23 protein-coding genes are annotated in these 25919 nt (G+C 56.7%); 13 read left to right on the top strand and 10 right to left on the bottom strand.

Annotated features, from left to right (window positions below; translation table 11 throughout):
• Positions 1 to 110: 110 nt before the first annotated feature.
• On the top strand, positions 111 to 1334 hold the full coding sequence (locus tag ACK13D_RS16870) for an MFS transporter (RefSeq protein ID WP_033773075.1): 1224 nt from the start codon (positions 111 to 113) through the stop codon (positions 1332 to 1334).
• An 84-nt stretch (positions 1335 to 1418) separates the two neighbouring features.
• Here ACK13D_RS16870 and ACK13D_RS16865 read toward each other — a convergent pair whose 3' ends face one another.
• Positions 1419 to 2234 carry a TIM barrel protein gene (locus ACK13D_RS16865; RefSeq protein ID WP_089414985.1) on the bottom strand — a complete coding sequence of 272 codons (816 nt, stop codon included), beginning with the start codon at positions 2232 to 2234 and terminating at the stop codon, positions 1419 to 1421.
• Positions 2235 to 2655: 421 nt separating this feature from the next.
• Here ACK13D_RS16865 and ACK13D_RS16860 point away from each other — a divergent pair, with 421 nt between their 5' ends.
• Positions 2656 to 4161 carry a CoA-acylating methylmalonate-semialdehyde dehydrogenase gene (locus ACK13D_RS16860; RefSeq protein WP_010671520.1) on the top strand — a complete coding sequence of 502 codons (1506 nt, stop codon included), beginning with the start codon at positions 2656 to 2658 and terminating at the stop codon, positions 4159 to 4161.
• A 119-nt stretch (positions 4162 to 4280) separates the two neighbouring features.
• Complete coding sequence (gene iolB, locus ACK13D_RS16855) at positions 4281 to 5099, top strand: 5-deoxy-glucuronate isomerase (protein ID WP_010671521.1); 819 nt, start codon at positions 4281 to 4283, stop codon at positions 5097 to 5099.
• 98 nt (positions 5100 to 5197) lie between these two features.
• Here the strand turns inward: iolB and ACK13D_RS16850 are convergent, their stop codons facing one another.
• Together ACK13D_RS16850 and ACK13D_RS16845 are read right to left on the bottom strand one after the other, a co-directional pair.
• The gene (locus tag ACK13D_RS16850) at positions 5198 to 6040 is read right to left on the bottom strand and encodes a MurR/RpiR family transcriptional regulator (RefSeq protein WP_010253340.1); all 843 of its coding nucleotides are present in this window, start codon (positions 6038 to 6040) and stop codon (positions 5198 to 5200) included.
• A 440-nt stretch (positions 6041 to 6480) separates the two neighbouring features.
• Positions 6481 to 8394 (bottom strand): bifunctional 5-dehydro-2-deoxygluconokinase/5-dehydro-2-deoxyphosphogluconate aldolase, encoded by a 1914-nt coding sequence (locus tag ACK13D_RS16845; protein WP_033768024.1) that lies wholly within the window; start codon positions 8392 to 8394, stop codon positions 6481 to 6483.
• Between the two features lie 545 nt (positions 8395 to 8939).
• Between ACK13D_RS16845 and iolD the strand changes: the two genes are divergently transcribed.
• The 3 genes from iolD (at position 8940) to iolE (ending at position 12897) form a co-directional block, all read left to right on the top strand.
• Positions 8940 to 10880, top strand: a complete 1941-nt coding sequence (gene iolD, locus ACK13D_RS16840) for a 3D-(3,5/4)-trihydroxycyclohexane-1,2-dione acylhydrolase (decyclizing) (protein WP_033768026.1) — start codon at positions 8940 to 8942, stop codon at positions 10878 to 10880.
• Between the two features lie 62 nt (positions 10881 to 10942).
• Positions 10943 to 11953 carry a Gfo/Idh/MocA family protein gene (locus ACK13D_RS16835; RefSeq protein ID WP_033780961.1) on the top strand — a complete coding sequence of 337 codons (1011 nt, stop codon included), beginning with the start codon at positions 10943 to 10945 and terminating at the stop codon, positions 11951 to 11953.
• Between the two features lie 47 nt (positions 11954 to 12000).
• The gene (gene iolE / locus ACK13D_RS16830) at positions 12001 to 12897 is read left to right on the top strand and encodes a myo-inosose-2 dehydratase (RefSeq protein ID WP_010253335.1); all 897 of its coding nucleotides are present in this window, start codon (positions 12001 to 12003) and stop codon (positions 12895 to 12897) included.
• Positions 12898 to 12952: 55 nt separating this feature from the next.
• Here iolE and ACK13D_RS16825 read toward each other — a convergent pair whose 3' ends face one another.
• Positions 12953 to 13507 (bottom strand): DcrB family lipoprotein, encoded by a 555-nt coding sequence (locus ACK13D_RS16825; protein ID WP_010253333.1) that lies wholly within the window; start codon positions 13505 to 13507, stop codon positions 12953 to 12955.
• Between the two features lie 116 nt (positions 13508 to 13623).
• Positions 13624 to 14289: a 7-cyano-7-deazaguanine/7-aminomethyl-7-deazaguanine transporter gene (locus ACK13D_RS16820; protein WP_010253331.1), complete on the bottom strand. Its 666-nt coding sequence runs from the start codon at positions 14287 to 14289 to the stop codon at positions 13624 to 13626.
• 204 nt (positions 14290 to 14493) lie between these two features.
• Between ACK13D_RS16820 and tusA the strand changes: the two genes are divergently transcribed.
• Positions 14494 to 14745, top strand: coding sequence for a sulfurtransferase TusA (gene tusA, locus ACK13D_RS16815; RefSeq protein ID WP_010253330.1), 252 nt, complete (start codon positions 14494 to 14496; stop codon positions 14743 to 14745).
• A gap of 54 nt (positions 14746 to 14799) precedes the next feature.
• Here tusA and ACK13D_RS16810 read toward each other — a convergent pair whose 3' ends face one another.
• Positions 14800 to 17091 carry a zinc/cadmium/mercury/lead-transporting ATPase gene (locus tag ACK13D_RS16810; RefSeq protein ID WP_187512153.1) on the bottom strand — a complete coding sequence of 764 codons (2292 nt, stop codon included), beginning with the start codon at positions 17089 to 17091 and terminating at the stop codon, positions 14800 to 14802.
• A gap of 93 nt (positions 17092 to 17184) precedes the next feature.
• Complete coding sequence (locus ACK13D_RS16805) at positions 17185 to 17814, bottom strand: lysoplasmalogenase (RefSeq protein WP_010253326.1); 630 nt, start codon at positions 17812 to 17814, stop codon at positions 17185 to 17187.
• 144 nt (positions 17815 to 17958) lie between these two features.
• On the opposite strand from ACK13D_RS16805, the gene ACK13D_RS16800 reads away from it, so the two are divergent.
• Positions 17959 to 18315 (top strand): DUF2500 domain-containing protein, encoded by a 357-nt coding sequence (locus ACK13D_RS16800; protein ID WP_022624010.1) that lies wholly within the window; start codon positions 17959 to 17961, stop codon positions 18313 to 18315.
• Between the two features lie 26 nt (positions 18316 to 18341).
• Here ACK13D_RS16800 and ACK13D_RS16795 read toward each other — a convergent pair whose 3' ends face one another.
• Positions 18342 to 18614, bottom strand: a complete 273-nt coding sequence (locus ACK13D_RS16795; protein ID WP_192073256.1) for a DUF1145 family protein — start codon at positions 18612 to 18614, stop codon at positions 18342 to 18344.
• Positions 18604 to 19203, bottom strand: a complete 600-nt coding sequence (rsmD, locus tag ACK13D_RS16790) for a 16S rRNA (guanine(966)-N(2))-methyltransferase (protein WP_010671526.1) — start codon at positions 19201 to 19203, stop codon at positions 18604 to 18606. Before rsmD ends, ACK13D_RS16795 begins: the two co-directional genes overlap by 11 nt.
• 232 nt (positions 19204 to 19435) lie before the next feature.
• On the opposite strand from rsmD, the gene ftsY reads away from it, so the two are divergent.
• The 4 genes from ftsY to rpoH all read left to right on the top strand — a co-directional run bounded on the left by ftsY (position 19436) and on the right by rpoH (position 23872).
• Positions 19436 to 21127, top strand: a complete 1692-nt coding sequence (gene ftsY / locus ACK13D_RS16785) for a signal recognition particle-docking protein FtsY (RefSeq protein WP_187494997.1) — start codon at positions 19436 to 19438, stop codon at positions 21125 to 21127.
• Between the two features lie 5 nt (positions 21128 to 21132).
• A complete protein-coding gene (ftsE, locus tag ACK13D_RS16780; protein ID WP_010253318.1) occupies positions 21133 to 21801 on the top strand; it encodes a cell division ATP-binding protein FtsE in 669 nt (222 codons plus the stop codon).
• Positions 21791 to 22774: a permease-like cell division protein FtsX gene (gene ftsX / locus ACK13D_RS16775; RefSeq protein WP_010253316.1), complete on the top strand. Its 984-nt coding sequence runs from the start codon at positions 21791 to 21793 to the stop codon at positions 22772 to 22774. The genes ftsE and ftsX overlap by 11 nt, the downstream gene beginning before the upstream one ends.
• 240 nt (positions 22775 to 23014) lie before the next feature.
• Positions 23015 to 23872 (top strand): RNA polymerase sigma factor RpoH, encoded by an 858-nt coding sequence (gene rpoH, locus ACK13D_RS16770; protein ID WP_010253314.1) that lies wholly within the window; start codon positions 23015 to 23017, stop codon positions 23870 to 23872.
• Between the two features lie 59 nt (positions 23873 to 23931).
• Here rpoH and panM read toward each other — a convergent pair whose 3' ends face one another.
• The gene (panM, locus tag ACK13D_RS16765) at positions 23932 to 24327 is read right to left on the bottom strand and encodes an aspartate 1-decarboxylase autocleavage activator PanM (RefSeq protein ID WP_010253313.1); all 396 of its coding nucleotides are present in this window, start codon (positions 24325 to 24327) and stop codon (positions 23932 to 23934) included.
• A gap of 395 nt (positions 24328 to 24722) precedes the next feature.
• Between panM and ACK13D_RS16760 the strand changes: the two genes are divergently transcribed.
• The gene (locus ACK13D_RS16760; RefSeq protein ID WP_010253311.1) at positions 24723 to 25835 is read left to right on the top strand and encodes a branched-chain amino acid ABC transporter substrate-binding protein; all 1113 of its coding nucleotides are present in this window, start codon (positions 24723 to 24725) and stop codon (positions 25833 to 25835) included.
• Positions 25836 to 25919: the final 84 nt, after the last annotated feature.

The raw sequence follows: 25919 nt of genomic DNA, 5'->3' as shown, positions 1-25919 counted from the left end.
GGGCAGGGGCAGCCGCCCGATAACCGTGTCATTAAGAGGCACCAGTGGTGAAAGCGGGTATAGTTAAAGGATAAACCTTATCATTCAGCCAAATACGAGCGCGAGGACTCATGCCTGAACAGCCTGCAGCGGAACCGAACACCCCATCCGGAAACCTGAACATCTCTCTGCTGATCCTCTCTATCGTGGCCTACAACTTTGCCAGCTATCTCACTATCGGTCTGCCGCTGGCGGTATTGCCAGGATGGGTGCATGACCAGCTGGGCTTCAGCGCATTCTGGGCGGGCCTGGTGATCAGCCTGCAATATGTGGCGACGCTGCTGAGCCGCCCACACGCCGGACGCTATGCCGATCTCTGGGGGCCAAAGAAAGTGGTGGTGACCGGCCTGGTGGGCTGTCTGATCAGCGGGTTGTGTATTTTGCTGGCGGCGCTCATCGAATCACCGCTGTTAAGCCTGACGCTACTCTGCGTGGGCCGCTTGATTCTGGGCGTGGGCCAGAGTTTTACCGGCACCGGCACCTCGTTGTGGGGTGTGGCGCGGGTGGGTTCGCTGCACATTGGCCGGGTTATCTCCTGGAACGGCATTGTCACTTATGGCGCGATGGCGATTGGTGCGCCGCTCGGCGTGGTGATATTCCGGGCGGGTGGCCTGCTGTGGCTGTCGCTGGTCATTGTTGCTATCTGCGTGGTAGGCATCGTCTGCGCGGTGCCGCGTCCGGCCGTAAAAGCCAGCCGGGCCAGACCCCTGCCGTTTCGTGCTGTGCTGGGGAAAATCGCCGGTTTTGGTGCGATTCTGGCGATGGGTTCGGCGGGTTTCGGTGTCATTGCCACCTTTATTACCCTGTTCTATCAGGATAAAGGCTGGGAAGGGGCCGCCTTTGCGCTCTCCCTGTTCAGCGGCGCTTTCGTCGGCGCGCGCCTGCTGTTCCCGAATGCGATTAACCGCCACGGCGGTCTGCGGGTGGCCAGCATCTGCCTGGCGGTTGAAGCCGCCGGACTGTTTCTGGTGGCCGCAGCGGGTGATCCCTGGATGGCAAAAGCGGGCGCATTTCTGACCGGTGCCGGGTTCTCGCTGGTATTCCCGGCGCTGGGCGTGGTGGCGGTAAAAGTGGTGCCGCAGCAGAATCAGGGCAGCGCGCTGGCGACCTACACCGCCTTTATGGATCTGTCGCTGGGGATAACCGGGCCACTTGCCGGATTCATCATGACTTATGCGGGGGTCTCACGCGTCTACCTGCTCACGGCGCTGCTGGTCTGCGTCGCTTTTTTCTGCACGCTGCGCATGCAGCGGCGTCAGGCGGTGTTGCCGGCAGCAGACGATTCTTCAGGATAAAAAAAATGGCCCAGCAGCGGGCCAGAACGTCTTTTCAGACACAGATAAACCGATTAATGGTGCGCGCAAAGCGCAGAACAGGATTCAGGCTTGCAGCAGTTCAATACTGTTGCGGATCTGGCGTTCAACCTCCGCAGGGGTCCAGTTGCTGAGCTGACTGGAGAAAGGCTCAAAGGCATAAATGCCCTTATAGCCAAGCATCTCCAGCCGCTTCACCTGCACCACGCTCTTCAGTACATCGTTATCACTCAGCATGATGCGTTCTTCATCGGTCAGTTCTGCGGTCGGACGGCGATCTTCCACGCCCGAAAGGTGCACCAGACCGATCTGGTTAACATCAATGCCTGCTGGAAACTCCTGCTCAGCCTGCTCATAGAGATGATGGTGAAAGGTATCCAGCAATAACTTAAAGGGCACGTCCGCCGCGGCGATCAATTGCTGCGCTTGTACCGCCGAACGCAGCGAGCTGACCGGAAAACCCAGTGGCTCCACCAGACCCTGAATGCCATAGTGGGCAAAGCGCGGGGCCAGCTGCTGCATCGCCGCCTGGGTTTGCTGAGGTGACACGGCTATCCCCTCATTCAGCGGACACATGACCAGCGCCTTTGCACCAATCTGTTGTGCTGTCTGTAACAGTGCTTCGGCCCGGGCCAGTAGCGCGTCATCAATGCGGTTAAACGGATAGAGCGCATTAATGGTGATGATATCAATATGATACCTGTCGGTCAGAGCGCGCAGCTGATCGGTGCTGAGATCGTCAGTGACGCTGCCGCCCGGCATGTCATTACGCAGTTCAACCTTGCTCAGCCCCAGACGCTGGACCAGCTGAAAAAATGCCTCCAGCGAGAGCCGGGGCGCAATTTTGCGGTTGATACAGAAACGGGTTGGATCGATGGCCATGCGCTGACTCCGGGACAGGAGGATGATGCGACCAAAGAGAACATTTATTTCATTAATAGTGAATAATGAAACGCAAATTATTAGATCAGCCTCGCATTAATTTCATATTCCGTTTCAGCCCGATGCATAAAGGCTGGATCGACTTCGCAGTAAAACGCCCAAACCACTCCCCGGCTATTACCCTGCTGCGCTAAGGCTGGCCGCTATTAGTGGCCTCCCGTCATCGTGATGCCGCGAGAGACTAAGTGGCAGGAAAAATGCGATCTGTGCCGCTAAAATCAAATTTTCCAAAAAGAACCATTTGAAAAATTTGTTCCACTGTAATAGCTTCATAGCACGCTTTCAGGTTTGCCTGGTCAGGCAGTGTGGCAGGTCGCATGGTCCGTCTGCAGGGAACTTAACCATCTAAAGAGGCAACATCATGACAATCATAGGTAACTTTATTGGCGGTAAAACCACTTTCAGCGCCAGCAACGAAACCATTCCTGTTTACGATCCGGCAACCGGCAAAGTGGTACGTGAACTGACGCAAAGTACCGCTGATGAAGTGGCCCAGGCGATTGGTGTCGCGCATGACGCTTTTGCCGCCTGGTCGAAAACCTCGCCGCTGCGTCGCGCCCGCGTTCTGTTCAACTTCAAAGCCCTGATGGAGAAGCACCGTGACGAGCTGGCGGCGCTGATTGTCTCTGAGCACGGCAAAGTCTGGTCTGATGCGCTGGGTGAACTGACGCGTGGCATCGAAGTGATTGAGTTTGCCTGCGGGATCCCCCATCTGCTCAAAGGCGAATATTCCCCGAACGTCGGCAGCGGCGTTGACAGCTACTCGCTGATGCAACCGGTCGGCGTCGTGGCGGGCATTACGCCGTTTAACTTCCCGGCGATGGTACCGCTGTGGATGTTCCCGATAGCCCTGGCCTGCGGTAACACCTTTGTGCTGAAGCCACCGGCGCTGGATCCTTCCGCGGCAGTGCGTATGGCTGAACTGCTGACCGAAGCGGGCCTGCCCGATGGCGTATTCAACGTCGTACACAGTTCCAATGAAGATGCTGAGCAACTCTATAAAGATCCGCGTATTGCCGCGGTGAGCTTCGTCGGTTCTTCTGGCGTGGCTGAGCATATCTATAAAACCGCCAGCGCCCACGGCAAGCGGGTACAGGCGTTTGGCGCGGCGAAAAACCACGCTATCGTTATGCCGGATGCCGATCTGGATGCCACCGTCAACGCCATCATGGGCGGTGCGTTTGGCTCTGCTGGTGAACGCTGCATGGCGCTGCCGGTTGTGGTCGCCGTGGGCGATGATACCGCCGACAAGCTGATCGCCCGTCTGACTCCGCTGGTGAACGCGCTGCGCATCGGCCCTGGCATTAATCAGGGCGCTGATGAAAATGAGATGGGACCGGTCGTTTCGGCGGCGCACCAGAAGAAAGTGCTGGGCTACATCGACAAAGGCGAGCAGGAAGGCGCGAAGCTGGTGGTCGATGGTCGTAACGTGCAGGTTGCGGGTCACGCCGAAGGTTACTACGTCGGCGGCACGCTGTTTGATCATGTCACCTCTGAGATGGTGATCTGGCGTGAAGAGATTTTTGGGCCGGTGCTGAGCATCATGCGCGCGCCGGACTACGACAGTGCGCTGCAACTGGTTAACAGCCATGAATTCGGCAACGGCAGCGCGATTTTCACCAGCAACGGTCACACCGCACGTGAGTTTGTGCAGAACGTTGAAGCGGGTATGGTCGGTGTCAACGTGCCGGTTCCGGTGCCGATGGCGTTCCACAGCTTCGGCGGCTGGAAGCGTTCAGTGTTTGGCGCGCTCAATGTTCATGGACCGGATGGCGTGCGTTTCTATACCCGCATGAAAACGGCCACCGTACGCTGGCCATCCGGTCAGCAGACTGTGTCTGAATTCAGTATGCCAACCTTAGGCTGATTCATTTCAACGCTGATCCCGGTGCGCGACCGGCAGGATAATCTGCCGGTCGCTTTGTTCGCTGGCACCGCGCCCGCGAGCCCACCGCAGCGTCAATCATGACAGAGAGGAGTATCAGGATGTCTTTACTGTCGAAAGCACAAGCCCCTGACGCGCAGGGTCGTATTCAGCATGTGACGCCTGAGCGCGCCGGCTGGCGTTATGTGGGATTTGATGCCTATTTGCTGAAGAAAGGGGAAACCCTGCGCCTCAGTAGTGGTGACAAAGAGCTGTGTCTGGTGCTGGTGGCCGGGCTGGCCTCGGTAAAAACCCGCCATGCTGATTTTCCCGGTATCGGTCAGCGCATGTCGCCTTTTGAGCGCGTACCGCCTTATTCCGTTTATGTGCCGCATGATGATGAAGTAGAGGTTTACGCTGACAGCGATCTTGAGCTGGCGGTCTGTAATGCGCCCGGTCAGGGGAATCTGCCTGCGCGCCTGATTGCGCCAGCCGATGTCGGCGTTGAGCATCGCGGAAAAGGGCGCAACCAGCGCCTGGTTCACAATATCCTGCCTGACAATGAACCGGCTGATAGCCTGCTGGTGGTGGAAGTCTATACCAACGAGGGCGATACCAGCTCTTATCCCAGCCACAAGCACGACCAGGAGGAGAGTGAAAACGAAACCTACCTGGAAGAGACCTACTATCACCGTTTCGATCCGGAACCTGGCTTTGCCATGCAGCGCGTCTACACCGACGACCGTTCCCTTGATGTCTGTATGGCACCCTATAATCGCGACGTGGTGATGGTACCGCGCGGCTATCATCCGGTAGCGACGCTGGCGGGATACAATAACTACTATCTGAACGTGATGGCGGGGCCGGTGCGGCTGTGGAAATTTACCTGGGAGAAAGATCACGCCTGGGTGAACAGCGACAGCTATCCGCGGAAAGCGTAAGTCTTCGCTGAAAAATAAACAGCAATCACGGTTTATAAGCCGCGTTCATATCAGTAAAAAGGGCAGCCTGTCGCGCTGCCCTTTTTTGTGTGTGGAACTCAGCTGGTCTTTGCGTTGTTCAGTGCCAGCGAAACCGCCAGTGTCTGTGCCAGGCAGAGTGAAGCGACCTGCGAACGGAAGCCATCGACCTGCGCTTCACGTACCACAAAGCAGACATCGCTGAAGGCGGCCAGCGGACTGACCTGACTGTCGGTAATGGCAATCTGATGCGCACCGCGTTTGGCACCCATTTCAACCACCTCGACCGCTTCACGTGCATAAGGCGAGTAGCTAATCGCAATCACTACATCTTTCGGGTTTACCAGGCTGAGCTGCTCGGTAAACATCCCGCCCAGGCCATCAATCAGGAAAGCGCGGCGCTCAAGATGACGCAGCGCGTAGACCAGGTAGGAGGCGACGCTGAAAGAGCGGCGCAGGCCGATAACATAGATATTCTCAGCCTCATTCAGCAGTTTCACCGCTTTGTTCAGCTGCTCAGGATTAACCTGCATCGCCAGCTGCTGCAGCGCCTGGCTGTTAACCATGGTAAAGACGTTGAGGATTTCCGCCGGACTTTCAGGCGCACTGGCGCTGTCGTCCGTGGAGGTCTGGCGAAACAGGCGAGCGCGCTCGGTATAGTTGACCGTCTCCTCCATCAGATGCTGACGAAAAACCTGTTTCATTTCGTTGAAGCCGCTGAAGCCAAAAGCATTCGCAAAGCGGATCAGCGTCGACGGTGGCACATCGGCCTGTTGAGCAATCGAGGCGACGGTATCGAAAGCAATACTGTTACTGTTATCAAGGATGTAGCGCGCAACCTGTTTAAGACGCTTGCTCAGCGTTTCGTAGCGGCGACGAATATCGTCCTGCAAGAGAGAAAGTTGGGTGGGATTATTGTTCATCACTTCTGCCCGTATAATTAGAATAATGGCTGCATAATGAGCGCTATAGTATCAGATGGATGGAAAATTTCATTTCTTTGCGTCAACGACGCGGTTTATTTCATGGCTTTATGAAATGGTTCACAGATTAGCTTTAGCGCCCGATGCATGACTTTTCGCGGGCAATGTCAGGATGAAAGCCGGGATGAAATGCCAGCAGGGATGGAAGTATGCAGTCTTTCACCATTCAGATTGGAATGGCTGCAGATTGCTGAAAAATCGGGTCTGGCAGCAACACATTAGCTAAACGAGCAGGGAACACGGTCAGAAGAGGAAAGCGTCCCGCACCAAGGATGGTGCGGGCCGAGCATGCCATGGATGGCAGCTTTCGCGTCTTTCCGATCTGACCGTGTTCCCTGTGACTGCACGGTCTAAAAGCGGCTTTTTGACAGAGCTGCAAATCAGGCGCGGGCAGCGCGCCAGTACTCAATCAGTCGCAGATAGTTGCCTTTAACCGTGTCAATCAACGCCTGATCGTCCAGCTCCCCCTGTAACCACTGGCGGGAAGGCTGACCAAAGATAGTGCGGCCTACCGCAAAACCTTTCACCCAGGGTGCTTTGGCCGCCGCGGCGAAGCCCGCTTTAAGCTTCTCTTCGGGCGCATCCAGACCGAGTAACAGAATGCCGCGACAGTGGGGATCCTGCTGCTCAATCAGACCGCTGATCGCCTGCCAGCTTTCCGCCGACAGCGGTGGCAGTTTCCACCAGTCAGGCTGGATGCCCAGACTGTAGAAATGGCTCAACATATCAAAGTAATACGTTTCATTCTTATCCGGGTTGTTGTCAGGCAGAATCACTTCCAGCAGCAGCTCATGACCGCTTTTGTTACAGCCGTTCCAGACGTCGAGCACCAGCTCATCCTGCTCTTTACGCAGTTCAGCACTGTCATGTGGATGATAGAAGACCAGACATTTCACCACGTGTTCGGCAGGCCAGTCGATCAGCTGCGAGCCGATGTTGCCATGCTCCAGGCGCAGCGGACGCGAGCTCGGCAGCTCAATCGGGCGGCCAATCCACCAGTTCTTACCGGTAATGGCGTTCAGCGCCTTCTGACCGTAGGTCGTATCCGCCAGAATCCCGCTTTTATTCTCTAATCCTGCCTCTCTGGCAGCCTGCTGAGCGGCTTCCAGCAGCAGCAGTTTCAGTTCCGGAATGCGGCTCTCGTCCACGCCCGCTTCCTGCGCCATATCCGCCAGCTGTTTGCGGTGGTCAAAGGCGAAGACATTCAGCTCCGGCCACTGCTGCTTGCGGGTAGTCACGCGGTGCAGATGGTTCAGACGGCTGTCGAGATCGGGACGCTTCACCTCTTTGTCGCGACTCAGGAAATCATCCAGCTCCGCTTTGGTTGGCATGGCGGGTGCGCAACCGTGGCGTGATACCACCAGCGCTCCGCAGGCGTTGGCGTAACGGCACGCCTGAGTCCAGCCCTCATCATTCAGCCAGCCGCGCAGCAGGCCAGACATAAAGGCATCGCCCGCGCCCAGCACGTTGAGAACCTCGACGCGTACGCCCGTGTGCAGCTCAGTCTGTTCCCAGCTATCCGGGATCTCGCCTTCAAACACCACGCAACCCAGCGGTCCACGTTTGCAGACCAGCGTCGCCTGACTCGCCTGACGCACGTTTTTCAGCGCCGTCAGGGTGTCGGTACTGCCACCGGCAATATGAAACTCCTCTTCGGTGCCGACGATCAAATCGAAATAGTGCACCACTTCCTGTAACTGCTGCGTGACCTGTGACGACTCAATGAAACGCGTTTCACCGTCGCCCAGAGAGGTCAGTCCCCACAACACCGGACGATAATCGATATCCAGCGCCGTGCGCAGGCCGTTGCGGCGGGCGATATCCAGCGCTTTCAGCACCGCTTCGCGGGTCTGAGGATGGGATAAGTGGGTGCCAGTAACCGCCACGGCGCGCGCAGAGGTAATAAAGGCTTCGTCGATATCGTCCGGAACCAGGCCCATATCGGCGCAGTTATCGCGGTAGAAAATCAGCGGAAAAGTCTCTTCATCTTTGATGCCGAGGATCACCAGTCCGGTCAGACGCTGCGGATCGGTGATTAGCGCATCGGTGTTACAGCCTACGCGCTGCAACTCTTCACGCAGAAAGCGACCATTATGCTCATCTCCCACCCGCGCCAGCATCGCCGATTTCAGCCCCTGAATCGCGGTGCCATAGGCGACATTGCCCGACGAGCCGCCCAGATATTTAGCAAAGGAGGTGACATCTTCCAGTCGCGCCCCTATTTGCTGGCCATAAAAATCAACGGCGATGCGCCCGATACAAATCACATCAAGCGGTTTCTGTTGTGTACTCATACCTGTGGTTTCCTTCTGTGATTAGCAGCGCTGGCGGGCGTAAAGACCGACACCAGTTTCGCTCTGCTTCCGGGTCTGTAGGTGTCTGACTGGCTATGAGGGGAGTATGAGGAATAAAAATTCCATATTCAATACGAAATGAAATATCCATCGCAATTTTGTGAACCAGGTAAAACTCCTGATTGCCGCCCGCCTGAGCGAACTCTGCCATCGTGATGTGCGGTATGTCAGGGTTGTGAAGGGGATCGCAGGAATCCGCACGCCAGTCAGGCAAGCTGCTGCATTGAAATGAATTTTTTCATCAGGCACCACTCTCTGTTAAACGTTCCAGATTTCCCCACTGTAATCGCCCGCCAGACCTGTTGCCGTCATTAAATTTGATCTCACTCGCAAAATGAAATGTTTCTTCTGTAATCGTGTTTTATGAAAAATATATTTGTTTATAATCGCCTCACGTTTCAGTTATTCAGGTCGCCTTTTCCGCCGATGACAACGCCTGGCGTGCTGTCGCGGAAGTCGGGGTCCACCAGCATGTAAGGAAGAATATGGGCACTATCAGACTGACCACGGCACAGGCGCTGGTTAAATTTCTTGATAATCAATTCATTGATGTTGATGGCGTTGAGACGAAGTTCGTAAAAGGCATCTTCGCCATTTTCGGACATGGCAACGTGCTGGGGCTGGGCCAGGCGCTGGAACAGGATAGCGGCGATCTGGTGGTCTACCAGGGCCGTAATGAGCAGGGCATGGCTCATGCAGCCACCGGCTTTGCGCGCCAGTCGCTGCGCCGCCAGATTATCGCCTGCAGTTCGTCTGTGGGGCCTGGTGCGGCCAATATGATCACCGCCGCGGCGACCGCTACCGCCAACCGGATTCCTCTGCTGCTGCTGCCAGGCGACGTCTTTGCCACCCGCCAGCCCGATCCGGTACTGCAACAGATTGAGCAGAGCTACGATCTCAGCATCAGCACCAACGATGCCTTCCGCGCCGTCAGCAAATACTGGGATCGCGTCAGCCGCCCGGAACAGCTGATGTCCGCCTGTATCAACGCCATGCGCGTACTGACCGATCCGGCAGAAACCGGCGCGGTCACGCTGTCGCTGCCGCAGGATGTGCAGGGCGAAGCCTGGGATTACCCGGACTACTTCTTCCAGAAACGGGTGCACCGTCTGGATCGCCGCCTGCCGGTGGCGGCGCAGCTGGCAGATGCCCTGACGCTGATTAACCGTAAGCGCAAGCCGATGATTATCTGCGGCGGCGGAGTGAAATACTCCGAAGCGGGCGAGGCGCTGCGCCAGTTTGCCGAGCGCTATCAGATTCCCTTTGCGGAGACGCAGGCGGGCAAAGGCACGCTGGTCTCTGACCATCCGCTGAATGTCGGCGGCGTGGGCGAAACCGGCTGTCTGGCGGCTAACCTGCTGGCGAAAGAGGCCGATTTAGTGATCGGCATCGGCACCCGCTACACCGACTTCACTACCGCGTCGAAATGGATTTTCCAGCATCCCGATGTCAGCTTCCTGAACATCAACGTCAGCAACTTTGACAGCTACAAGCTCGATGGCGTGCAGCTGCTGGCCGATGCCCGCGAAGGGCTGACCGCGCTCACCGCCGGTCTGGCCTCGCAGCACTACAGCAACGACTGGGGCAACCAGATTGAGCAGGCACAGAGCCAACTGCTGAAAGAGACGCAGCGTGTCTACCAGGTGGAATATCACGATGGCGACTTTGTGCCGGAGATTGCGGATCATCTCGACCGTAAAGCGGTGTTCGCTGAGTTTAACCGCCTGACCCAGTCGCTGCTGACGCAAAGCAGCGTGCTCGGCACCTTAAATGAGCAACTGCCAAAAGACGCAGTGGTAGTGGCAGCGGCGGGCAGTCTGCCGGGCGACCTGCAGCGCGTCTGGCGCACCAAAGATTACAACGCCTATCACGTTGAATATGGCTACTCCTGCATGGGTTATGAAGTGAATGCCGCGCTGGGTGTGAAGCTGGCGCAGCCGCAGCGCGAGGTCTATGCGCTGGTCGGTGATGGCTCCTTTATGATGCTGCACTCAGAGCTGGTCACCTCGATTCAGGAAGGGGCGAAGATCAACGTAGTGCTGCTGGATAACATGACCAACGGCTGCATCAATAACCTGCAGATGGAACACGGCATGGACAGCTTTACCACTGAGTTCCGGTTCCGTAATGCGGAAGGCGGCAAGCTGGACGGCGGCTTTATCCCGGTCGATTTCGCCGCTATTGCCGCCGGTTATGGCTGCAAAACCTATCGTGTGACCACGCTGGAGCAGCTTAAGGCGGCGCTGGAAGATGCCCGCACCCAGACGGTTTCCACCCTTATCGACATCAAAGTGCTGCCAAAAACCATGATCCACAAATATTTCAGCTGGTGGCACGTCGGCGTGGCGCAGGCCTCGAAGACCGAACGTTCTCAGGCGGTGGCGGACAAGCTCAACAGCCATCTGGATCAGGCGCGAAAATATTAATTTCAGGGCCGTGCCACGGCCCGTTTTGCTCTTCTCCGTACGAACCCTACACAGGTGTAATTATGACTTTGAAACTTGGCGTCATCGGTACAGGTGCAATTGGTCAGGAACATATTCGTCGCTGCAGCCATGTGCTGCAGGGTGCACAGGTGGTTGCCGTCTCTGACATTAATGTCGAAGGCGCGCGTGCCGCACTGCAACGCCTGAATATTGAGGCGGAGGTATTCGAAAATGGACACGACGTGATTCAGTCCCCGAATGTTGATGCGGTGCTGGTCACCTCATGGGATCCGACCCATGAAGAGTTCACCTTAGCGGCGATTGCCGCCGGTAAACCGGTGTTCTGTGAAAAGCCGCTGGCGATGAGCGCCGAGGGCTGCCGCCGGGTCGTGGATGCAGAGATTCAGGCGGGTAAACGCCTGGTGCAGGTCGGCTTTATGCGTCCTTACGATGCGGGCTACCGTGCACTGAAAAAAGTGATCACCGATGGCGATATCGGTGAGCCGCTGATGCTGCACTGTGCGCACCGCAACCCGACCGTGCCGGAGAACTACACCACGCCGATGGCGATCACCAACACCCTGATCCACGAGCTGGATGTGCTGCGCTGGCTGACAAACGATGACTATAAAACGGTGCAGGTAGTCTTCCCGCGCGTCACCTCGAAGTCACACAGTCAGCTGAAAGATCCGCAGATCGTGCTGTTTGAAACCCAGAAAGGGGTTCGCATTGATGTCGAGATCTTCGTTAACTGCGCTTACGGCTATGACATCCAGTGTGAAGTGGTGGGTGAAGAGGGGATTGCGCGCTTGCCAGAGCCCTCTTCGGTGCAGCTGCGCAAAGAGGCCCGCCTGTCGAACACCATTCTGGTGGACTGGAAAGATCGCTTTATCGAAGCGTATGACGTTGAGCTGCAGGCGTTTATCAACGACATCAAAGCGGGCCAGTTGACCGGTCCTTCTGCCTGGGATGGCTTTGCCGCCTCAGTCGCCGCCGATGCCTGCATTAAAGCGCAGAACAGTGGTGCGATTGAGCCGGTAGAGATGCCGCCGCGTCCTGCTTTCTATAACTGATTTAGCTGTCTATGCGGCATGGCCGCTCTCCGCCTGGGAATAAGATAATGAACAAAGAGAATGTAAAACTGGCGATCGCCCCGATCGGCTGGACCAACGATGACATGCCGGATCTCGGCAGTGAGAATACCTTCCAGCAGACCGTCAGTGAGATGGCGCTGGCTGGCTTTACCGGCAGTGAAGTGGGCAGCAAATATCCCCGCGATCCGGCGATCCTGAAACCGATGCTCGACATTCGCGGCATCGAGATCTGCAACGCCTGGTTCAGCACCTTTTTCGCCAACGGCGACAAACAGAAAACTATCGAACAGTTCATCGAGCATATGAACTTCCTGCATGCGATGGGCGCGCGGGTGATTGGCTGTTCTGAACAGAGTAAAAGTATTCAGGGCACCGGGCTTGCGGTGTTTGAAGAGAAAGCCATTTTCAGCGATGAAGAGTGGCAGTTAACCGCGGAAGGCTACAACGAACTGGCCCGCATCGCGGCGGAGAAGGGGATGCGCGTGACGCTGCATCACCATATGGGCACCGGCATTCAGACCACTGAAGAGATTGACCGGTTTATGGAGATGACCGACGAGCAGGTCGGTTTGCTCTATGACACCGGCCACGTCTACTACTCCGAAGGCTCCCAGCAGAAAATGCTGGCGGTACTGGAGAAATATCTGCCGCGCATCTTCCACGTTCATCTTAAGGATGTGCGTGATGAGGTGGTCGCCGAGGTGCGTGAGAACCATCTTTCGTTCCTGGAAGGAGTGAAAAAGGGCACCTTTACCGTACCGGGCGATGGCGTGATCGACTTCAGACCGGTGTTCAAAATCCTGGATGATTACGGCTATAAAGGCTGGATGGTGGTTGAAGCGGAGCAGGATCCGGCACTGGCCAATCCGTTTGAATATGCGGTGAAAGCGCGGAAATATATTCGCGAGAATGCAGGTTTATAAAAAGCCCTTCTGAACGAAGGCTGGCTTCCCCGTGCAGGGAAGCCAGCCTTTTGTTTTACTTCAGCGTAATGCTTTTCACGATGTTGTCAGCATCGCTCTGCGCCTGCTGCTGATTATCACCTGGCAGCGTAATCTGCAGCGTCACCAGTTTGCCATCTACTTTCGCCAGAACCACTGAAGACCATGAGGTCTGGTTGTTGGCAGAAATCACCGTATCCAGCTGCTGTGCGGGCTGATCTTTCAGCGTCACAGATTTGTTCGACACCACCTGCAACTGCGGATCGCGGTTACGCTGCTGCTGTTCCATACGCTGCGACAGCACATCCAGACCATCATTGGTCGGGTCGCCGGCAATCACAATAATGGCGCGGGCACCGGTTTCATCCGCATAAACGTGCATGTTAGTGGTCTGCGAACCCAGTTTACCGCTTTTATCGGACATGCCTGGTGGCAGCGAGAAGCTCAGTTTGCCATCCATCAGCGTGACGGTTTGCGCCGACTGACTGGCGCTGACGCCGTTGTCATTCGCCGCTTCATCTTTCTTCTGGTCACAAGCTGCTAAGCCGAGTACCAGTAAACCCATTCCTACATATTTCACCAGGTTGCGCATCAGAATCCCTTTTTAAGTTTCCAGTCAGGCATTAATACAACAGGAATCAGGTTGCAAACGCAACCTGATGATTGTCAGAAGATCTTAGCGGATAGTAGTGGAAACCGTATGGGCGCTTAGCCGAAATTGACCTGGCGGGCGGTCTGGCGTTCAGCCAGACGTTTCAGCGCCGCATTGAGCAGCACGCCGTAGGCGGGCAGGAAGAAGACCATGCAGATCAGCACTTTGAAGCTGTAATCCACCAGGGCAATCTCAACCCAGTGCTGCGCCATAAACGCATCGGGGCTTTTATAGAAGGCGATAAAGAAGAAGGCCAGCGTATCGCTGATATTCCCGAGAAACATGGCGCAGCCCGGCGCAATCCACCACTGTGGCAGGCGACGCAGACGGTTGAACACGTGAACGTCGAGGATCTGACCCAGCGCGTAAGCCATAAAGCTGGCGCAGGCGATACGGGCAACAAACAGATTCATCACTTCCAGTGCCTGCCAGCCCTGCCATTCACCCTGATAGAACAGCGCCGAGACACTGTAAGAGATAAACAGCGCCGGGATCATCACGGCCAGAATAATGCGTCGGGCCAGCGGTGCGCCAAAAATACGCACGGTGAGATCGGTCGCCAGGAAGATAAACGGGAAGCTGAATGCACCCCAGGTGGTGTGGAAGCCAAACACTGAAATAGGCAACTGAACCAGATAGTTACTGGAAGTGATCACCAGCAGGTGAAACAGCGATAACCAGAAAAGCGCATGCATGCGCTGACGCGAAGAAAATGCGAGCATATTCAACCTTTTTAATGTTGGGGTGAGGGAACCCATTGCGGGACGCCGTTCGGGCAGCGCCTGGCAGTTTTATGAGCAAAAAGCGGCGGCATCTTACCGCGTTGTGCTTTTTATGCAATGGTTAATTTTAGCGCAATCGTTATCGCCTTGCTTCACCGCCAGCACGCGCTAGAATGAGCGCCCCTTACCTGAACCGAGTTGATTATGAGCGATGCTTTTTCCTCTGCCGACCATCAGCTGGATGCCCGTGGCCTGCGTTGCCCGGAGCCGGTGATGATGGTGCGCAAAACCGTACGCAGCCTGCAGGATGGCGAGACGTTGCTGATCATCGCCGATGATCCGGCCACCACGCGCGATATTCCCGGCTTCTGCCGCTTTATGGAACATGGCTTGCTGGCGCAGCAAACCGACACGCTGCCCTATCAGTTTCTGATCCGCAAAGGCATGGCGGGTTAACGACAGCCGTACAGGCCGCCGTTAACCTCACTCTTCAGATCAGAAGTCGCCTGCTCAGGCGCGGCGACGCAGTAACCGCAGCGCGTTGGCGGTGACCAGCGCGGTCGCACCCGAATCCGCCAGCACCGCCAGCCAGAGTCCGGTCAGACCCAGCAGGGTTGTAACCAGGAAAATCGCCTTCAGCCCCAGCGCAATACCGATATTCTGGCGGATGATACGCCGTGTCCGGCGTGCCAGCGCAATCATCGGAGCCAGATTGCTGAGCTGATTACGCGTCAGGGCAGCATCGGCCGCTTCCAGTGCCACATCGGTGCCGCTGCCCATCGCAATGCCCAGCGTTGCCGCTTTCATTGCCGGCGCGTCGTTAATGCCATCCCCGACCATCGCCAGCGGCTGTTGCTGACTCAGTTCGCGGATCGCCGCGACTTTATCGGCGGGCAGCAGACTGGCGCGATAATCAATATCCAGCTGGCGGGCAATGGTCGCCGCAGCGCGCGGATTGTCGCCGGTCAGCATCAGGCTCTCAATACCCAGCTTTTTCAGCGCCTTTAACGCCTCAACGGCGTCGTCGCGCAGCTGATCGCGCAGAGCCAGCGCACCCAGCGCTTCGCCATCGCGCATCAGCACCACCAGGGTTTCACCTTCAGCTTCCTGTTGCGCTATCTGCGCATTTTGCTGCGGCGTCAGATCGGGTGCATGGCCGGGCGTCAGCAGCTGAATCTGCTGGCCAGCGACTTTCGCGCTGACGCCGCGTCCCGCCTGCACCAGCTGATCCTGCGCGTCAGGAATCACCAGATCACGCGCCTGCGCGGCCGCCACGATAGCGCTGGCCAGCGGATGGGTGGCACCCTGTTCCGCAGCGGCGCTCAGCGCCAGCATCTCTGACTCGCTGGCCGTGCCAAAGCGCAGGATCTGCGTCAGCTGCGGCTTGCCCAGCGTCAGGGTACCGGTTTTATCAAACGCCATTCTGCGCACCGAACTCAGCCGCTCCAGCGCCGCACCGCCTTTAATCAGTGCGCCCTGTCGCGCCGCCGCGGCCAGCCCGGAGGTAATGGCGGCAGGCGTGGAGATCACCAGTGCACAGGGGCAGCCAATCAACAACAGTGTCAGCCCTTTGTAGATCCACGGCTGCCAGTCGCCTGCGCCGAGCAGTGGCGGCACCACCATCACCAGCAGCGAGAGCAGCATGACCAGCGGCGTGTAAATACGGCTGAACTGGTCGATAAAGCGTTCGACCGGCGCACGATGCGTTTCCGCTTCTTCAATCAGCTGCAGGATACGGTCGATCGCGCTTTCACCCGGCTTCGACACCACTTCCAGCATCACCAGCCGATCAACGCTGGTGGCTCCGGCGAGGATTTTTTCGCCGCTGGCCCGCGTTACCGGCAGCGATTCACCGGTCAGCGCGCTCTCATCGAAACTGGCAAGCGGACTGATTAAGCTGCCATCGACCGGCAAGCGACTGCCCGCCGCGACTTCAATCACATCGCCGGGTTGCAGCGCTGCGAGTGGTACCTCAGTACGTTTGCCCTGTTCAAGGCGAATCGCCGATTCAGGCCGCAACGCCATCAGGCTGGTTACGCCGCTGCGCGCCCTGGAAGCGGCATAGCTTTCCAGCTGTTCGCCCAGCTGAAACAGCACCAGCACCATCGCGGCTTCAGCGTGTGCGCCAATAATCAGCGCGCCAGCTGACGCCAGCGTCATTAATGTCTCAATAGTAAAAGGCGATCCGCTGCGCAGACGCTGCCACGCGCCGCGCGCCACCGGGACCAGGCCGACCAGCGTGGTCAGCACAAACAGCCGATCGCCCCAGGCGGGCGCGAACTGGCTGAGAATGCTACTGGCAAGCACCAGCAGCGCCAGCAAAATCAGCATTCGGTTATGCTGCCAGCCCGGCGTAGCGGGGGGTGTGGCCGACGTGGCTGATGGGGTTGCGAGCTGGAACCCGGCTTTTTTCACCGCCTGTTCAACGGCGTTTTGTACATCCTGGTCAGCATTGACTACCAGTTTCTCGCTGCTGAACAAGACACGGGCGTCGGTCACGCCACTTACCTGACGGACAGCGGTTTCAATGGTGCGGGCACACGACGGGCAATCCATCCCGCTGACCTGCCAGCTAAAGGGATAACTGTCGGCGCCTCGCCGGTCGCTTTCCTCAGCGGTGTCGGCGTCGTTGCCAGGGCTGCAGTGACTGTCACAGCAACAGCCTGCCGTCTCGGCAGGGACAGGCGTCGCGGCGTGAATAGAAAGGGAGAGGGGGCGGGCCTGGCGAACCTGGCACAGCGGTTTTGCTGCGGCGTGACTGGCACGGGGTTTGCCGCAGCCACAGGCGTGATGTTGATGCATATGACCTCCAGAGTGTAAGGATAGTGGGATGAGCAACGCAGCCCATCCCTTATCCTACACTCTGGAGTGAACTCCAGAGTCAAGGCTATTTTTTCAGACGACCCACAACGAGCGCACGATCATAAAGTGACCGGCGAAGTAGCAGGCGGCGACAATCGCGCTGTCGGCGGTAAAGCGGCGACGATAGTGTGAGATAAACCAGACGGCGTTTGCCAGCAGCAGCAGACCGGCACCAACCATAATCGAGAAGCTGTAATCGGTCGGGCGGAAGAAGTACTGCTCGGTCGCTATCCAGGTCATCACCAGCGTCATGCCGATAAAGGTGCAGACAGGCCAGCGCAGATCTTCCAGTCGGCTCCAGATGATGCCAATCAGGGCGGCACCGATGATGAGCAGCGTCAGCGGAATCGGCCAGAAGAAGGTCATGGTCATGCTGGCGGCGAAGCAGAGGGTATAAAGCAGGTGCGACAGGAAGAAAGCCCCGATGGCATAGAGCATCTGCTGACGCGGCAGCAGCGTTAACGCATCACCGACCAGCGTCGCGACCAGACCGGCCAGAATCAGGTAGTCCGTAGTCTGCAGCACCGGTGCCTGCCAGGCCAGCCCGACAAGCAGCAGCAGCGTGACCGGCTTAAATAACCAGCGTTGCCATTGCGGGCCGCGATAGGTGGCGTCGACATAGAGCCAGCCGGAGAAAAGTACAGCGAGGAAAGACCAGAGCATTGTTTCTCCCTTTTTTGTTCAAAATGGTGAAAGATCCCAAAATATCCCTTCCAGTTTAGGTTAAGCCTCTGAGATGTGACAATCAGGCAACTCTGGTTGTATGCTTTGCCGCCTGATTAATCATCCTGCAGGCACAAGAACGCTATGAGCAAACCGCCGCTAATCTTTATCATCGTTCTGGCGATTATCGCCGTGCTGGCGACCCGTCAGTTCATTAAGCAACGCCGGGAAGTGGCGGTGAATGACGCTTCACCCGAGCGTTCTCTGCAGGCTGAGGTCAAAACCAAACGTGAATTTCCTGCACCCAATCGCCGTTCGCGGCAGCGGGAAGTGATCGCCGGGGAAGAGATGCGCTACGAGGTGCTGTTTCACCCGCTGAACGGTGCCAGCGACATCAAAGTGCAGCTTAAAGAGGCGGAATATCATCAGCTGGACAAGGGCGCCAGAGGTGAACTGAAGATGCAGGGCACGCGCTTTATCAGCTTCACACCCCGGCAGTAACCGGCGGGCATTGCGCCCGCCCGGAATTATTTCTTGCGTGGGAAGTTTTTCTTCTGCCAGGCGACCAGTTCGAACACTCCGAACAGAAACACTTTGGCCTGGGTGACGCGGTCAATCGGCGGCGCATCTTTGGTCTGCGTGGTGCGCAGTAACACCAGCTGCAGGCCATGCATCAGGATCATGAAAATCAGCGCAACGGTGATAAAATAAGTCAGCGGTTTCGGGTAGGGATGAACCAGGTTAGCCAGCAGAAATCCCCACACGCATAGCATCAACAGACGCCCCAAATTAAGTAACATCCTGCGTCTCCTGTTGACGTTGATACAAACGATAAGCCACTTGTCCGGCTATTTTCTCGCGATAAAGATCCCACTCTGGCGGCACCGGCGGTGCGCCATTTTCCACTTCACTTTCGACGTAAATCAGCGCCTGATCGGCCAGCCAGTGATTCTGCTCCAGCAGCTGTAACGTCTGTTCCAGCAATCCCTGACGAAACGGCGGATCGATAAACACCACATCAAAGGGTTCACCTGGCTGTGCCAGCCAGTTTAACGCATTGGTCTGAATCACGGTGCCATTACTGGCGCGCAACGTCTGCAGATTTTTTGTCAGCTGCTGCGCCACCGGCCGTTCCAGCTCGAGCAGCGTCGCCGATCCCGCGTAACGCGACAGGGCTTCCAGTCCTAATGCGCCGCTACCGGCAAAGCAGTCGAGGCAGCGCGCCTCTGGCAGCACCGGGGCCAGCCAGTTAAACAGCGTCTCACGTACCCGATCGGTGGTCGGGCGCAGTCCGGCGCTGTCCGGCACCGGCAGTTTGCGTCCGCGCCACTGGCCGCCAATGATGCGAATCTGCCCGGCACCGCCTGTACTGCGGGGGTTTTTATTCATCTTGCTCACAACTCGTCATAATTTGTTGCGTAGTTTAACGGGCGAATCGGTGAGAAGAAACGTTAAAAAAGGGTGCTGTGGTGAGCTGGCTGGAAAGTGTTAGACTACTGAGTTGCTGAAGTCATGCATTATTCTGCGGTTTACGCCGGTCTGGCGCTGACCAACTTTCATTGATTTACCCCTGGAAACCACGCGCGACCGGGACAAAGCCATCGAGGAGTGTCGTCACACAATGGCAAAAGAGAAAAAACGTGGCTTTTTTTCCTGGCTGGGATTTGGCAAAGAGGAAGAGAAACAACCTGTAGCGGAGGAGCAGACACAAGAGGTCGCAGAACCCGCACAGCAGCAGGCAGAGCAGGACGCCCCGGCATTAAGCCAGGCTGAAGCGCAAGCGGAAGAGACTGTCGTTATCACCGAAACGGTGGCCGGGCAGCAGCGTGAGGCGGAAGTCACCGCGGCAGCGCCGCACGAGTCAGCACCCATGGTGCTGGATGAAGCTGCGCCGATTGAGGCCGATCCTGAAGCGCTACTGGAAATCACCGCACCTGAACATGACGCGACGCCGGTTATTGACGCCGACGACGTGGTAAAACCAGCCGTTGATGCGGAACCCGCCGATGCGCCGTTAAGCGAAGAAGAGCTGACCGCGCTGGCACTGGGCGACGCCCCGATCGTTGAAACCCCGGACAGCGAAGCGGACGCGCCGTTAAGCGAAGAAGAGCTGACCGCGCTGGCGCTGGATGACGCCGGGATCGTTGAAACCCTGCACAGCGAAACCGAAGCGCCGTTAAGCGATGAAGCGCTGACGCCGGACGAGGCTGCGATCGTTGAAATATCGGACAGCGAAACGGAAGCACCGCTCACCGAGGAAGAGCTGACCGCACTGGCACTGGGCGAAGCCGAAGTCACCGACGCGGAACCGGCAGAGACATTATCCGATACCGTCAGCGATCTCCCGCTGGCCGCCGCGCCACTCATCGTGCAGGAGCAGGAGCGTCCCAGCAAAGAGGGCTTCTTTGCCCGCCTGAAGCGCAGCCTGGTGAAAACCCGTCAGAACCTCGGTTCCGGTTTTATCAGCCTGTTCCGTGGCAAAAAGATTGATGATGAGCTGTTTGACGAGCTGGAAGAGCAGCTGCTGATTGCGGATGTGGGGGTGGATACCACTCGCCGCATCATCACGCATCTGACCCAGCAGGCAAACCGCAAGCAGCTGCGTGACGCGGAAGCGCTCTTTGGCCTGCTGAAAGCGGAGATGGCCTCGATTCTGGCGAAAGTGGATGCGCCACTGGACGTCTCAGGCAAAACGCCGTTTGTGATCCTGATGGTTGGCGTCAATGGTGTAGGTAAAACCACCACCATCGGTAAACTGGCGCGCCAGTATCAGGCTGAAGGCAAATCCGTGATGTTAGCGGCTGGTGATACCTTCCGCGCCGCGGCTGTTGAGCAGCTGCAGGTGTGGGGCCAGCGCAATAACATTCCGGTGATTGCTCAGCACACCGGTGCAGATTCCGCTTCGGTGATCTTCGATGCTATTCAGGCCGCGAAATCGCGTGGCGTTGACGTGCTGATTGCCGATACCGCGGGTCGTCTGCAGAACAAATCGCATCTGATGGAAGAGCTGAAAAAAATCACCCGCGTGATGAAGAAACTGGATGATTCAGCGCCACACGAAGTGATGCTGACGCTGGATGCCAGCACCGGACAGAATGCGGTCAGCCAGGCCCGACTGTTTAATGAAGCCGTTGGCGTGACCGGGATTGCGCTCACCAAGCTGGATGGCACCGCCAAAGGCGGCGTGATCTTCTCGGTGGCCGATCAGTTCGGTATTCCGATTCGCTACATTGGCGTCGGTGAAGGCATTGAAGATTTACGGCCGTTTAAGGCGGAAGATTTTATTGAGGCACTGTTTGCCCGAGAGGACTAATTAGGATGATTCGCTTTGAAGAGGTCAGTAAGGCATATCTCGGCGGACGTCAGGCGCTGCAGGGGGTAGATTTCCGTCTGCGTCCCGGCGAAATGGCGTTTCTGACCGGCCACTCCGGTGCCGGTAAAAGTACCTTGCTGAAGCTGATTTGTGGCATTGAGCGCCCGAGTGCCGGAAAAATCTGGTTCAGCGGCCATGACATTTCCCGCCTGCGTAACAGCGAGGTGCCTTTCCTGCGTCGTCAGATCGGCATGATTTTCCAGGATCACCACCTGCTGATGGATCGTTCGGTTTATGAAAATGTGGCGATCCCGCTGATTATCTCCGGTGCCAGCGGCGAAGATATTCGTCGTCGCGTTTCGGCGGCACTGGATAAAGTGGGTCTGCTCGACAAAGCGAAAAGTTATCCGATTCAGCTTTCTGGCGGTGAACAGCAGCGTGTGGGCATCGCCCGTGCGGTGGTGAATAAGCCTGCCGTGCTGCTGGCCGATGAACCGACCGGTAACCTTGACGACGCGCTGTCAGAAGATATTCTGCGCCTGTTCGAAGAGTTTAACCGCGTCGGCGTCACCGTCCTGATGGCGACGCATGACAGCGGTCTTATCGCCCGACGCAACTACCGGATGATGACGCTGAATCAGGGACGTCTGCACGGAGGCCACGATGGTCAATAAACGCATTAAACGTCCGGCTGCGCCGAAAGCGAAGCAGCAGTCGAAGAGCAAAGCGCTGAAAGGCGGCTGGCAGGAGCAGTGGCGCTATGCGCTGCGCGGCACGCTTTCTGATATGTGGCGTCAGCCGCTGGCAACCCTGCTGACGGTGATGGTCATCGCCATTTCACTGACGCTGCCCAGCGTCTGCTACATGGTATGGAAAAACGTGAGCCAGGCGGCAACGCAGTGGTATCCGGCGCCGCAGTTAACCGTTTATCTCTCCAAAACGCTGGATGACACGGCGGCAGAAAACGTGGTGGCGCAGCTCAAGCAGGTCGAAGGCGTGGATAACGTCAACTACCTGACGCGTGAAGAGGCGCTGAACGAGTTCCGCAACTGGTCAGGCTTTGGCGGCGCAATGGATATGCTGGAGCAGAATCCGCTGCCTGCGGTGGCCATCATCACGCCTAAGCTCAATTTCCAGAACTCAGACACCATGCAAAGCCTGCGCGATCGGGTAACTAAAGTGCAGGGCGTGGATGAAGTGCGGATGGATGATAGCTGGTTTGCGCGGCTGGCGGCGCTGACCGGGCTGGTGGGGCAGATCGCCTCAATGATTGGCGTGCTGATGATCGTGGCGGTGTTCCTGGTGATCGGTAACAGCGTCCGGCTCAGCATCTTTGCCCGACGCGACACCATTAACGTGCAGAAGCTGATTGGCGCCACTGACGGCTTTATCCTGCGTCCATTCCTCTATGGCGGGGCGCTGCTGGGCTTCAGCGGGGCGGTGCTGTCGCTGCTGCTGTCGGAAGTGCTGGTGCTGCGTCTGCAGTCCGTTGTTGCCAGTGTAGCGACGGTATTTGGTACCACCTTCTCGCTGGAAGGCTTCTCCTGGGATGAGGCGCTGCTGCTGTTACTGATTGCGGCGATCATCGGCTGGGTGGCTGCGTGGCTGGCAACGGTACAACATTTACGTCGATTTACGCCGCAGTAAACGCCTGCAACATTTTTTTGTTATAATGGTCCTCTGCTACCGATGGTGGGTGCAGAGGATATTTCCCCTCTTCCCTTCCTGTCATCTGTGTGTAAAATATTCACCGCTATAATTGAACTTGTGGATAACTTTACCACTCTAAGTAGCACAGATTGCTTTCGGATTTCGCGCGACGTTAACGTAATGTATCGTCTGCGCAGGGAAATGTGCGGCAATTCCACTGAATTTGTGAGGGTTTGAATGACCAAAGAAATGCAAACTTTAGCTATTGCTCCTCTTGGCAACCTGGAGTCTTACGTCCGGGCTGCGAATACCTGGCCGATGCTCTCGGCAGAAGAGGAAAAAGCGTTGGCTGAACGGCTGCATTACCAGGGCGATCTGGATGCGGCAAAGACGCTGATCCTGTCTCACCTACGCTTTGTAGTTCATATCGCTCGTAATTACTCCGGCTACGGTCTGCCACAGGCTGACCTGGTCCAGGAAGGCAATATCGGCCTGATGAAAGCGGTACGTCGCTTCAACCCAGAAGTGGGCGTGCGTCTGGTTTCGTTTGCCGTGCACTGGATTAAAGCGGAGATTCACGAATACGTGCTGCGTAACTGGCGTATCGTGAAAGTCGCGACCACCAAAGCACAGCGTAAGCTGTTCTTTAACCTGCGTAAAACCAAGCAGCGTCTGGGCTGGTTCAATCAGGACGAAGTCGAGATGGTTGCGCGTGAGCTGGGCGTAAGCAGCAAAGATGTGCGTGAAATGGAATCGCGTATGGCCGCGCAGGATATGACCTTTGATATGTCTGCCGACGACGAGAGCAGCGAAGGCCGATCTATGGCACCCGTGCTTTATCTTCAGGATAAAACCTCTGACTTTGCTGACGGCATTGAAGAGGATAACTGGGATGCGCACGCGGCTGACAAGCTGAGCTATGCGATGGAAGGTCTGGATGAGCGTAGTCAGCACATCATTCGCGCCCGCTGGCTGGACGAAGACAATAAAACCACGCTGCAGGAGCTGGCCGATCAGTACGGCGTGTCAGCCGAACGTGTCCGGCAGCTGGAAAAGAACGCCATGAAGAAACTGCGTATGGCGATCGAAGCGTAACGCACTTCGACATCTTAAGGGGCGACTTTATGTCGCCCTTTTTGTTTTTCTGCGCCTGACTATTCTACCGCCATTATCCAGCCATCACTCTGCGCCCTGAAGCCACACGCCTGCATAAAGGCTGCCCGCACCTGCTGATCGTCACTGCCATCATCGGCAATCCACCAGTCCGCTATCGACCCATTCTGCCTGATCGTCTCTTCCAGTAAATATTGTCCCACCCCGCGTCGGCGCGTGACATCGCGCACCGACAGCCGGTGAACTTTGCCGTGGATTCCGGCGATTTCCAGCTGCAAACCCGCCAGTAGCCGGTCGTTAAAACGGGCAGCATAGAGACGATGGCGCTCATCCAGCTGCTGCTCCAGTTGTTCAATCTCCAGATCCGGCCAGACTTTGCCAAGATCGATGCGGTCCTGCGCGGTCAGCGTGGTTAAACGCTGGATAGTGAGCTTCATAACAAAAACCTCTGTAACAGGGGAAAGTGCAGCGAAAATGTACAACCAGAGTGCTACCACATTTTCATCAATAAAACAGGTCAAAAGATGGTCGGGATGCCAGGATGATAGTTGTAAACAGGGAGAGCGTGCGATCAATCCAGCATAACGCGCTGGCAAAGCGGTGAAAAACCGGCCGTTGCCTCCAGTGTATTATGCTGTTTCACTCAGTCAATTCTGAATATGTCAGTTGATTTACAGAAGAAACTTCCTGTTTAATAACCTGAAAAATAAAGCCTTATTAATAAAAAATGTCAGAAAAGTACGCTAACTCATTCATGCTTAATCAGTTTTCGACTTTATCTGACAGCACAAACACTCACAACATACACGACAAAACAAATGGGGTAGTCAGGATGAAAATGAAAGGTCGCGCATTACTGGCGGGATGTGTAGCACTGGCGATGAGCCATGCGGCGCTGGCTGAAGATATCAAAGTGGCGATTGTCGGCGCAATGTCTGGCCCGGTGGCGCAGTACGGCGACATGCAGTTCGCCGGTGCGACTCAGGCGATTGAAGATATCAACGCTAAAGGCGGTGTTAACGGCAACAAACTGGTTGCGGTGAAATATGACGACGCCTGTGACCCGAAACAGGCGGTTGCGGTAGCGAACAAGGTGATTAACGACGGCATCCGCTACGTGATCGGCCATCTCTGCTCTTCATCCACCCAGCCCGCTTCTGACATCTATGAAGATGAAGGCGTGCTGATGATTACCCCGGCGGCGACCGCCCCTGACCTGACTTCCCGCGGCTATAAACTGATTATGCGCACCACCGGTCTCGACTCCGATCAGGGGCCGACCGCCGCGAAATATGTGATGAGCGAGCTTAAACCGCAGCGCATCGCCGTAGTGCATGACAAACAGCAGTATGGCGAAGGCCTGGCGCGCTCCGTACAGGAGAGCCTGAAAAAGCAGGGCGCTAATATCGTGATGTTTGAAGGTATCACCGCTGGCGATAAAGATTTCTCTACGCTGGTCGCGCGCTTCAAGAAAGAGAACGTCGATTTCGTCTATTTCGGCGGTTACTACCCGGAAATGGGCCAGATCGTGCGTCAGGCACGTGCTGCGGGCCTGAAAACCCAGTTTATGGGACCGGAAGGCGTGGGTAACGCCTCGCTGTCGAACATCGCCGGTGCCGCTTCTGAAGGCATGCTGGTGACCCTGCCAAAACGCTATGACCAGGTTGAAACCAACAAACCGATCGTGGAAGCGCTGAAAGCGAAGAAACTGGATCCGACCGGACCGTTCGTCTGGACCACCTATGCCGCACTGCAGTCGCTGGCAACCGGCATGGAGCGCAGCAAGAGCGCTGAGCCGGACGCTATCGTGAAAAACCTCAAGGAAGGTGCCGCGGTGCCAACCGTGATGGGCAACCTTAACTGGGATGAGAAGGGTGACCTTAAGGGCTTTGAATTCGGCGTCTTTAAATGGCATGCCGATGGCACCTCGACTGCTGTGAAGTAAACCAGGCTGTTTTGTGGTGAGCGGGAGACCGGTTAACCGGTTTCCCCTGACCAGCGACACGAACGCCTGGTGCTGGTCTGCCAG

Source organism: Pantoea sp. K16, assembly GCF_048452805.1.
Lineage (GTDB): Bacteria > Pseudomonadota > Gammaproteobacteria > Enterobacterales > Enterobacteriaceae > Pantoea > Pantoea agglomerans.
This window is presented reverse-complemented; position numbering and strand designations above follow the sequence as displayed.

Coding starts and splice junctions, on each gene's coding strand:
- ftsE (WP_010253318.1), top strand. CDS start 21,133: ATGATTCGCTTTGAAGAGGTCAGTAAGGCATATCTCGGCGGACGTCAG.
- rpoH (WP_010253314.1), top strand. CDS start 23,015: ATGACCAAAGAAATGCAAACTTTAGCTATTGCTCCTCTTGGCAACCTG.
- iolB (WP_010671521.1), top strand. CDS start 4,281: ATGTCTTTACTGTCGAAAGCACAAGCCCCTGACGCGCAGGGTCGTATT.
- ACK13D_RS16845 (WP_033768024.1), bottom strand. CDS start 8,394: ATGAGTACACAACAGAAACCGCTTGATGTGATTTGTATCGGGCGCATC.
- panM (WP_010253313.1), bottom strand. CDS start 24,327: ATGAAGCTCACTATCCAGCGTTTAACCACGCTGACCGCGCAGGACCGC.
- ACK13D_RS16860 (WP_010671520.1), top strand. CDS start 2,656: ATGACAATCATAGGTAACTTTATTGGCGGTAAAACCACTTTCAGCGCC.
- ftsY (WP_187494997.1), top strand. CDS start 19,436: ATGGCAAAAGAGAAAAAACGTGGCTTTTTTTCCTGGCTGGGATTTGGC.
- iolE (WP_010253335.1), top strand. CDS start 12,001: ATGAACAAAGAGAATGTAAAACTGGCGATCGCCCCGATCGGCTGGACC.
- rsmD (WP_010671526.1), bottom strand. CDS start 19,203: ATGAATAAAAACCCCCGCAGTACAGGCGGTGCCGGGCAGATTCGCATC.
- ACK13D_RS16760 (WP_010253311.1), top strand. CDS start 24,723: ATGAAAATGAAAGGTCGCGCATTACTGGCGGGATGTGTAGCACTGGCG.
- tusA (WP_010253330.1), top strand. CDS start 14,494: ATGAGCGATGCTTTTTCCTCTGCCGACCATCAGCTGGATGCCCGTGGC.
- ACK13D_RS16835 (WP_033780961.1), top strand. CDS start 10,943: ATGACTTTGAAACTTGGCGTCATCGGTACAGGTGCAATTGGTCAGGAA.
- ACK13D_RS16865 (WP_089414985.1), bottom strand. CDS start 2,234: ATGGCCATCGATCCAACCCGTTTCTGTATCAACCGCAAAATTGCGCCC.
- ftsX (WP_010253316.1), top strand. CDS start 21,791: ATGGTCAATAAACGCATTAAACGTCCGGCTGCGCCGAAAGCGAAGCAG.
- ACK13D_RS16825 (WP_010253333.1), bottom strand. CDS start 13,507: ATGCGCAACCTGGTGAAATATGTAGGAATGGGTTTACTGGTACTCGGC.
- ACK13D_RS16810 (WP_187512153.1), bottom strand. CDS start 17,091: ATGCATCAACATCACGCCTGTGGCTGCGGCAAACCCCGTGCCAGTCAC.
- ACK13D_RS16870 (WP_033773075.1), top strand. CDS start 111: ATGCCTGAACAGCCTGCAGCGGAACCGAACACCCCATCCGGAAACCTG.
- ACK13D_RS16805 (WP_010253326.1), bottom strand. CDS start 17,814: ATGCTCTGGTCTTTCCTCGCTGTACTTTTCTCCGGCTGGCTCTATGTC.
- ACK13D_RS16850 (WP_010253340.1), bottom strand. CDS start 6,040: ATGAACAATAATCCCACCCAACTTTCTCTCTTGCAGGACGATATTCGT.
- ACK13D_RS16820 (WP_010253331.1), bottom strand. CDS start 14,289: ATGCTCGCATTTTCTTCGCGTCAGCGCATGCATGCGCTTTTCTGGTTA.
- ACK13D_RS16800 (WP_022624010.1), top strand. CDS start 17,959: ATGAGCAAACCGCCGCTAATCTTTATCATCGTTCTGGCGATTATCGCC.
- iolD (WP_033768026.1), top strand. CDS start 8,940: ATGGGCACTATCAGACTGACCACGGCACAGGCGCTGGTTAAATTTCTT.
- ACK13D_RS16795 (WP_192073256.1), bottom strand. CDS start 18,614: ATGTTACTTAATTTGGGGCGTCTGTTGATGCTATGCGTGTGGGGATTT.